Source organism: Candidatus Endomicrobiellum pyrsonymphae (assembly GCF_020328025.1).
GTDB lineage: Bacteria > Elusimicrobiota > Endomicrobiia > Endomicrobiales > Endomicrobiaceae > Endomicrobiellum > Endomicrobiellum pyrsonymphae.
In genome coordinates, this window is sequence record NZ_JAIXMZ010000008.1 from 20,892 (window position 1) to 28,934 (window position 8,043).

Sequence of the window (8,043 nt, forward strand, 5' to 3'; positions counted from 1 at the left end):
GAAGTAAGCCAGTCTCTTATTTCTTTTTTGCTTTACCCTTAACAATCTTTTTAGTTTTCTTTACTATTTTTTTAACTGCTCTTTTAACTAGCGCTCCCGTTTTTGCCTTTGGTTTCTCTAATTTCTTTGCAACAGCCTGCTTTTTAACTTTAATTTTCTGCTTCTTAATCTCGACAAGTTTAGCTTTATCCCAAAGAGTCTCTAATTTATAGGATGCTCTCATTTCCGGGGACATAACATGTATAATAATTCCACCGTAATCTACAACTCTCCATGTAGAAGAAGATACCCCGTCTTTTCTTAGCGGTCTCATATCTTGTTCCTTAAAAATTTTTTCAATTTCTGCAGATATTGCATTTATCTGCGTGGTTGATTGGACTGTAGTTACAACAAAATAATTTGCAATCACAGTTAAATTGCGGACATCTAAAATGATAGTATCTATTGCTTTCTTATCTTCTGCTATCTGCGCAGATTTAACAGCCAGCTCATAAAAATCAATTTTTGCCATTGCGGTCCCCTTTCTTATCAAGATTGTCATAAATCATACAATCTCTACCTACGAATATGCTTATGTCTGAATATATTTTATTGTTGTACGACACAATAACCTTTCCAGCTTTTAAAACCTCTGCTATCCTTAAAGACTGCTCAAAATTTCCCTTGCAATCTTTTATTAGGGTTTTATCATAAGATATAGGGAAAGTCCCCCAATCTAAAACATCAAACTTATTTTTTCTTAAAAGCCATGTTGCTTTTTCCGCCATACGCAGTTTTTTTGAAGCATTTTTAACATCAATAAGTAAATCTCTTGTACTTATCTGCGAACTTACATTAACGCGGTATATTTTATCTAAAAATTCTTCAATGTTTTGTTTGTCAGGTTCAACTCTCATTTTTGTATATTTTACAGGTAATTCACAAAACATAATAGCAGGTTTTAAAAATTTAAGTCTTACAGCTGAAGATAGAAAAGATAATTTCGGAATATTTGTATCCAATAATTTATAATTTTTGTAAATGTTTAGTATCTTATGTGGTATCAAATGTAAAATCTGCTCCATCATTTCAAGTCGATTTAAAGATTCTAAATCTTTATTTTCAAAATTATCTTGTGAAAGCGTTAACTTTAATTTTTTGTTATGTCGCATCATAATATCAAGTGTTTCAAAATTGATATTAATATAAAAATCAAAATCGGCAGTTGTTCCTAAAATTTCATGCAAATCTGAGTAAAAAACCTTTAAGGCGTTGTCTAAATCTTTTTTCGCATTTTCATTAAATCGCGTTTTTAAACTTCTTGCTTTCTCTTTTTTCTTAAAGACAACTGCTTCAGTATTCACAGACAAAATTTTAAACATATTAGTAGATTTGTCATACAACGCCGTGTACGCGTCAAATCGTTCAGAAAACATCTTATCAGTCCCGTATATCAAAACAGAAAAACTAGCATTGCCTTTATCTTTAATATCTTTTGCGATAATATCGTTCTTATATACATAAATGGATGGAATTAAAACCAAAATTATAAAACCACACTTAATAACAACTACTATCTTAATTATTTTTTTTATAGTTTGAAACATACCAATTCCACGTGTTCACAGTCTGCGGACACAACCAACTGCCATCATTAATAACATTTTCTATTTTATTTTTAAGTGTTTCAAGAAAAGCCTTATCCAAATCTGTTCTTGCTAAGTTTCTAATTCTTTTGGCATGCATCCATTTTCTATCAAGAGAAGCAGAATCCGCAACAAAAATGATCCTTTCAAGAACGCTCATATTCGCCCTACCTAAAGTATGATTCCTTATTGCATTTAAAGTGTCACTATCTTTTATTCCAAACTTTTCTTTTGCAACAATTGCTCCGGCAAAAGAATGAAGCAACCGTGGCGAAACATTTGATATTTCTTTAAAATATTTAAAATTCTTATGATCTTTTAGGAGACTAATAAGTCCTCTATCCGACATATATTTTGCGCAATCATGCAAAAGACCCGCTGTCTGCGCTTTTAAAACGTTTGCATAATTGTTTGAGGCAATATCTATAGCAAGCATTGCAACATTGTAAGAATGTTCATACCGTTTTGGACTTAAGCGCTGCGATAAATAATCAAATATTTGTTTTTCAATGTTGATATTATTTATTTTACTCATTTACACTTCCTACTGCATTGCTTTTAACCCAACCGGGAAGTTTTTCGTTTTCAGATTCAATTTTTATATTGACCCAATCTCCACTCTTAGCAATGATGGAAACAATTTTTCCTTCAGGGAGTATAAATATTTCAGGGTTATTATTTCCGGGGCCGCTTCTAATACTTGAAGTTGAAACAAGTACCGCTTTTCTTACGGAGAACTCATCACACCCTTTCAGACATAAAAGAGGAATACATACTATCAAAAAAACAATTAAACTTGCTGTAAATTTTTTAAATATTAAACTTCTTTTTATTAAAAGCAAAGACAGCGACATAATAAATAAAATTAGAACAACTGAAAACGCTATTGTTATCTCRTTCAAGGAAAAATGCTGCAAAACAATATCTGCCAAATTTTTTTGCATGTTATTTCCTGCAATGCTATGCAAATGTTGAGCATTGCTTTTTATTTCACTATCCCTAGGAGCGAGTTTTAATGCTTTTTCTATATTGAGAATTGCTTTTCCTAAATTGCCATTTCTATAGTATGCGTTCGAGAGATTGTAATAAATATATGGATTATTTACTTTTTCTATTTGTATAAGACTTTCATATATTTCAACAGTTCTGGAAAAATTGCCTTCTTTAAAATTTTTTTCCGCATTATCTATCTGTGTTTGATACATGTTCTTATAGCAACATGTACTGAAACAAAAACAAACAATGAGTAAGCTGAGAATTTTTTTCATAGATTCCTCCTGTTGTTTTAAAATAAATATAGCAAACCTAATTGACATTTATTATCATTTTGAGTCAGAAATAGCAATAAGCTCTCACACTACTACCCAACATACTCTACCCAATAAAGACATTCTAGAATAAACTCTTAAAACATTGTTAATATCAATACAAAATTTGCGGATTTAAAAGTTTTATGGTACCATTGCTAACGTAGTTTAGCATTCATGGGCGTTTCTACTGATATTTTGTCCGTGCGATGCTGAGAGAAGGATTGAATCCTTTAACCATTTGAACCTGACATGGGCGATACCATCGGTGAATATAGAATTTGTACTTTATATTCCTTTATGTAGGGGTTATGCCTGTGGTCAACTGTAAATTAACTCGGAGGTTCTATGAATGACATTTTAAATATTGCAGGGATAGATTTAGAAAGCAGAATTTTTATAGGCAGCGGTAAATTCCCAAACAATGAGCTTATACCCAAAATAATTGAATTTTCAGAGGCTCAAGTTATGACCGTTGCCGTAAGAAGATTTGATTTTGAAAACCCAAAAGAAAATATTTTAAATTATATACCTAAAAATATACGCATTATGCCAAATACTTCCGGAGCAAGAAACGTCGACGAAGCTGTGCGTATAGCGCGCATTGCAAAAGCCGCGACTAAAACAGATTTAATTAAAATAGAAATTATAAACGACAACAAATATTTGTTGCCGGACAATTATCAAACGGCAAGAGCATGTGAAGTCCTTTCAAAAGAAGGATTTAAAGCGTTTGCTTATATGAATGCAGATTTGTATGCTGCTAGAGACATGCAAAATGCGGGCGCTACTGCAATTATGCCGCTAGGATCGCCGATAGGCACAAATAAAGGATTAAAGACCAGAGAAATGGTAAAAATTTTGATTGAAGAAATTGAATTGCCTATAATAGTCGACGCGGGGCTTGGAAAACCGTCCGACGCTTGCGAATGTATGGAACTTGGTTGTGCGGCCGTGATGATAAATACGGCAATATCTTCAAGTCAAAATCCTGTTTTAATGGCTGAGGCTTTTAAAGACGCTGTAAATGCAGGAAGGAAAGCGTTTTTAGCAAAAATAGGAATAGTGTCAGACAGAGCAAAAGCATCATCGCCCTTAACAGGCTTCTTGCAAGACAAGGAGTAAATTATGACTTTTTATGATATAAAACAAAAATATAATACATTTAATTTTGAAAAATACGTAGCAAATGTTTCAGATGAAATGGTAAAAAATTCCATACAAAAAGAAAATTTAGACGAAGTGGATTTTTTAAATCTTTTGTCGTCAAAAGCGCTAAACTACATTGAAGATATAGCTCAAAAGGCTCATGAAATATCGTTAAAGCATTTTGGTAAAAGCATACTTTTGTATGCTCCGCTGTACGTGTCTAATTTCTGTATAAATAATTGCGTTTATTGCAGTTTTTCAACATCAAACAATATTAAACGTGAAGTTCTTTCTTTTGGAGAAATTGAAGAAAACTGTAAAATAATTTCAGGATATGGAATCCGCCATATTCTTCTTGTAACGGGAGAAAGTAACGTAAAAACACCATTAGCTTATTTAAAAAAATGCATCGAGATATTAAAAAAATATTTTGACGGCGTTGACATGGAGATTTATCCTTTAGACGAAAATGGGTACAAAACCCTTGCCGACGCGGGAGTCGATGGACTGACAATTTATCAAGAAACCTATAACGAAAATCTGTACAAAATTCTTCATACGAAAGGAGTCAAAGCAGATTATAAATATCGTTTAGAAACTTGCGAAAGAGCAGGAGTAGCAAATTTTAGAAACCTAAATGTCGGCGCGCTGCTTGGATTAAATGACTTTGCAAGTGAGATATTTTTTGCAGGCGTTCATGCAAAATATCTTCAGAAAAAATTTCCATCGGCAGAAATTGGAATGTCATTCCCGAGACTTCGCCCCGCTGTGGGAACTTATCATCCTAAAACTATAATCTCAAATGAAAATCTTATTCAGGCAATTTGCGCAGTAAGACTTTTCATAAATCGCGTCAACATAACAGTTTCAACCAGAGAAAGCAACAATTTAAGAAATAATTTAATATCTTTAGGCATTACTAAAATGTCAGCGGCATCCAGCACAGAAGTCGGCGGTTACACTAAAAAAGAGCATTTTGACGGACAATTTGAAGTAAACGATATAGCCACTGTTGAAGAAGTAAAAGAAATGATATATCAAAAAGGCTATCAGCCTGTAATGAAAGATTGGATAATTTTATGAAAAAACAAATGCCAAAGGGCTTGTATGCAATCACGGCAGAAAACTTTTCTAACGGAAAGGACAATATTGTAGTAGTAAAAGAAATGCTTGATTCTGGTATAAAAATTCTTCAGTATCGTGATAAATATAAATCCAAATTTGAGAAATTTAAACAATGTGAGATTATACGCAAATTAACTTTAGATCATGATTGTTTTTTTATTGTAAATGATGATATAGATATAGCGCTCGCCGTACAAAGCGACGGCGTTCATATAGGACAAGACGATATACCTCTTAAAAAAGTTAGAGAACTTACTGGAGAGAATATAACAATAGGACTTTCCACACATTCACCAGAACAAGCTCTTCTTGCAGTAGAACAAGGAGCAGATTATATAGGTGTTGGTCCGATATATAAAACTTTTACAAAAGAGAATGCGACTGATCCTGTAGGATTAAATTATTTAGATTTTTGCGTAAGAAACATCGCAATTCCAAAAATTGCAATAGGAGGAATTAAACTCTCAAATCTTTTAGAAGTTTACCGACACAGCCCTGAAAATATTTGCATGGTAACTGAGATAACGTCATCAAGTAGTATAGGGCTAACTATAAAAAAAGCGCAGGAGATAATGCATGATTACTGTTAAAATCAACGGACAAAACAAAGAAATAAAAGACAACACAACCGTAGCTGATTTTCTAAAAGACAATAACATTAACCCAATCGAAGTAACAGTAGAATACAATTTTGAAATTGTAAATCCGGAAAGCATTGCAGACATTACTTTGACAAACCATGACACGTTAGAAGTATTGAGATTTGTAGGCGGCGGATAAAAATGCAAAATAATATTGAAAGATATCAAAGACAACTATTGCTTAAACATATTGGTGAAGACGGGCAACAAAAACTTTTTGATGCAAAAATTCTTGTATGCGGAGCAGGCGGACTTGGTAGTCCCGCGCTAACATACCTTGCCGCTGCAGGAGTAGGGAATATTGGCTTATGCGACTTTGATTTTGTATCGCCTAGCAACTTAAACAGACAGATTCTTTATACACCCGAAGAAATAGGAGATCAGAAGGCATATATCGCTAAATCAAAACTGGAAAAATTTAATCCTGACGTTAAAATTACAGCATACTCTGAAAAACTTACCGAAGACAATGCAGGAGATATTTTTAAAAATTACGATGTTGTAATAGACGCTGTAGATAATTTTTCAAGCAGATATTTAACAAATGCAGCAGCTTATAAAAACTCTGTCCCACTCGTATGCGGAGCCGTATGTGAATTTGAAGGAATTTTAACTACAATAGTGCCAGAAGAAAATACGAGCTGTTTTCAATGCATTTATCCTTTTAAACCGTCAATAGAACTAACATCAAAAATATTTGGAATACTTGGGGCAATAGCGGGGACAATAGGTTGCATGCAGGCTTTGGAAGCAATAAAACTTATTTTAGGACTACATTGCTTAAAAAATAAAGTTTTAATTTTTAACGGTATAGAAAATACTTACAGAGTTAGAGACGTATTAAAAAAGAATACTTGCGAGGTTTGCCGATAAATCGTGCGTAAATTAAACTCCAATTACAGGATATATATCTGATGTTCTCTTACATTAAGAATATCAAAATTAGCATATAGAAATAAATCTAAGAGCAATACAGAAAAAATCAACACACATTCACGTAACTAACTAGGAAATTATATACAATCAGTTGATATTATTCTTTGTTTTTGTGATCTTTCTTTGCTTTATCGTGTGACTTTCCTTTACAATGCTCAAATTTTACTGAAAACTGCGCGCTGTGAAACCAATTAATTGAGTGTCGCCTGTGAATCTATTCCACCTAGACTGGTAACACTAGTTGTAATTTGTTGCTTCCTATTTGTCAAACGTATCTAGCATATCACAACATAATGCGCATTTTAGGAAATTGTGAAGTAGTTGCGAATAATGAAGTAAGGTTTTGTAATTTAAAGACTTGTGTCCTCTTTACTACAATGCTAAAAAATTTGACTACGTTGTTAGGTTTAATGTATAATTTCTAGTCGTTAGGTACGATGTTTGCAACAAAATTTCGGAGGAATGGGGTAAAATGGCAAAACTTAAAACAGGCAGGCATACGTCTGCTCTTAAAGAAGCAAGAAAAGCGAAGAAAAGAACTGACAGAAATGCCTCAACTAGAAGCAAAGTAAGGACTGCAATAAAAAGGGTTGAGATAGCCGTGAAAAACAATGATGTAAAAGTAGCATTGGAGCAATTAGCTGTAGCATTTTCACAATGGGATAGAGCAGCAAAGAAGAACGTAGTACACCATAAAGCGGCTTCAAACCAAAAGGCAAGATTATCTAAGCTTGTAGCAGGAATAAAGAAATAATTTCTGATTAAAACTAAGAAAAGGTCGCTGTTTTAAAAACAGTGGCTTTCTTGTTTTCTTAAGTTTCATACATATGAGCGACATGAAAAACATCTAACTCTTATATCTCTCACCCTCATTCCTTCCATCTTCAGCAATTCCTTCATATTCCCGTATGCCACTTTTATCCATTTCAATACCAGCCAGTGACTAATGCGAAGTATTTAATTCTTGACGATTTGGATAGCGGGTTATTCAGTGCTAAGACTATAGAAAGTCAGAAGTTTTTGCGTAACTTTTTTGACGTTATAGACACAAGAGACGCTCGAGAAAAGAGTAGGATACTGATTACGACGAACATGCAAATAACCGACTTTTCAAACATTGATGACAGACTTTCAAGCAGGATGTCAGCTATCCGTATCAATGGCAAGGATTTCGGAGGCGTTTAAAAGCAAGGAAACGGGCAAAATTTAGCGTAAAACAAGAGCTTATTAGTTAATGGAAAAGCGGTTAAAATTTGCGGT

Annotated in this window: 11 protein-coding genes; 7 read left to right on the forward strand and 4 right to left on the reverse strand. The window is 33.4% G+C overall.

What is annotated here, in order from left to right; all coding sequences use genetic code 11:
• Nucleotides 1-16: 16 nt before the first annotated feature.
• From rsfS to LE180_RS01620, 4 genes are read right to left on the reverse strand one after another with little or no spacing between them, the layout of a single operon-like run.
• Nucleotides 17-511, reverse strand: a complete 495-nt coding sequence (gene rsfS, locus LE180_RS01605; protein ID WP_374133748.1) for a ribosome silencing factor — start codon at nucleotides 509-511, stop codon at nucleotides 17-19.
• Nucleotides 498-1,586: a LytR C-terminal domain-containing protein gene (locus LE180_RS01610; protein WP_374133749.1), complete on the reverse strand. Its 1,089-nt coding sequence runs from the start codon at nucleotides 1,584-1,586 to the stop codon at nucleotides 498-500. The genes rsfS and LE180_RS01610 overlap by 14 nt, the downstream gene beginning before the upstream one ends.
• Nucleotides 1,558-2,160, reverse strand: coding sequence for a bis(5'-nucleosyl)-tetraphosphatase (symmetrical) YqeK (gene yqeK / locus LE180_RS01615; protein WP_374133750.1), 603 nt, complete (start codon nucleotides 2,158-2,160; stop codon nucleotides 1,558-1,560). Before yqeK ends, LE180_RS01610 begins: the two co-directional genes overlap by 29 nt.
• Nucleotides 2,153-2,830, reverse strand: a complete 678-nt coding sequence (locus LE180_RS01620; protein ID WP_374133751.1) for a tetratricopeptide repeat protein — start codon at nucleotides 2,828-2,830, stop codon at nucleotides 2,153-2,155. The genes yqeK and LE180_RS01620 overlap by 8 nt, the downstream gene beginning before the upstream one ends.
• Nucleotides 2,831-3,280: 450 nt before the next feature.
• Between LE180_RS01620 and LE180_RS01625 the strand changes: the two genes are divergently transcribed.
• The 7 genes from LE180_RS01625 (at nucleotide 3,281) to LE180_RS01655 (ending at nucleotide 7,968) form a co-directional block, all read left to right on the forward strand.
• Nucleotides 3,281-4,057, forward strand: coding sequence for a thiazole synthase (locus LE180_RS01625; RefSeq protein WP_374133752.1), 777 nt, complete (start codon nucleotides 3,281-3,283; stop codon nucleotides 4,055-4,057).
• A gap of 3 nt (nucleotides 4,058-4,060) precedes the next feature.
• Nucleotides 4,061-5,164 (forward strand): 2-iminoacetate synthase ThiH, encoded by a 1,104-nt coding sequence (thiH, locus tag LE180_RS01630; protein ID WP_374133753.1) that lies wholly within the window; start codon nucleotides 4,061-4,063, stop codon nucleotides 5,162-5,164.
• Between the two features lie 8 nt (nucleotides 5,165-5,172).
• Nucleotides 5,173-5,796, forward strand: a complete 624-nt coding sequence (thiE, locus tag LE180_RS01635) for a thiamine phosphate synthase (protein ID WP_374133754.1) — start codon at nucleotides 5,173-5,175, stop codon at nucleotides 5,794-5,796.
• The gene (gene thiS / locus LE180_RS01640) at nucleotides 5,783-5,986 is read left to right on the forward strand and encodes a sulfur carrier protein ThiS (protein WP_374133755.1); all 204 of its coding nucleotides are present in this window, start codon (nucleotides 5,783-5,785) and stop codon (nucleotides 5,984-5,986) included. Before thiE ends, thiS begins: the two co-directional genes overlap by 14 nt.
• A 2-nt stretch (nucleotides 5,987-5,988) precedes the next feature.
• Nucleotides 5,989-6,720, forward strand: coding sequence for a ThiF family adenylyltransferase (locus LE180_RS01645; protein ID WP_374133756.1), 732 nt, complete (start codon nucleotides 5,989-5,991; stop codon nucleotides 6,718-6,720).
• Between the two features lie 535 nt (nucleotides 6,721-7,255).
• On the forward strand, nucleotides 7,256-7,537 hold the full coding sequence (gene rpsT / locus LE180_RS01650) for a 30S ribosomal protein S20 (protein WP_374133757.1): 282 nt from the start codon (nucleotides 7,256-7,258) through the stop codon (nucleotides 7,535-7,537).
• A gap of 185 nt (nucleotides 7,538-7,722) precedes the next feature.
• Complete coding sequence (locus tag LE180_RS01655) at nucleotides 7,723-7,968, forward strand: hypothetical protein (protein ID WP_374133758.1); 246 nt, start codon at nucleotides 7,723-7,725, stop codon at nucleotides 7,966-7,968.
• The last annotated feature ends 75 nt before the right edge of the window (nucleotides 7,969-8,043 follow it).

Bases quoted from the DNA above. Each gene is read 5' to 3' on its own strand.
- rpsT (WP_374133757.1), top strand. From the start codon at position 7,256: ATGGCAAAACTTAAAACAGGCAGGCATACGTCTGCTCTTAAAGAAGCA.
- LE180_RS01625 (WP_374133752.1), top strand. From the start codon at position 3,281: ATGAATGACATTTTAAATATTGCAGGGATAGATTTAGAAAGCAGAATT.
- thiS (WP_374133755.1), top strand. From the start codon at position 5,783: ATGATTACTGTTAAAATCAACGGACAAAACAAAGAAATAAAAGACAAC.
- LE180_RS01610 (WP_374133749.1), bottom strand. From the start codon at position 1,586: ATGTTTCAAACTATAAAAAAAATAATTAAGATAGTAGTTGTTATTAAG.
- thiE (WP_374133754.1), top strand. From the start codon at position 5,173: ATGCCAAAGGGCTTGTATGCAATCACGGCAGAAAACTTTTCTAACGGA.
- yqeK (WP_374133750.1), bottom strand. From the start codon at position 2,160: ATGAGTAAAATAAATAATATCAACATTGAAAAACAAATATTTGATTAT.
- thiH (WP_374133753.1), top strand. From the start codon at position 4,061: ATGACTTTTTATGATATAAAACAAAAATATAATACATTTAATTTTGAA.
- LE180_RS01645 (WP_374133756.1), top strand. From the start codon at position 5,989: ATGCAAAATAATATTGAAAGATATCAAAGACAACTATTGCTTAAACAT.
- rsfS (WP_374133748.1), bottom strand. From the start codon at position 511: ATGGCAAAAATTGATTTTTATGAGCTGGCTGTTAAATCTGCGCAGATA.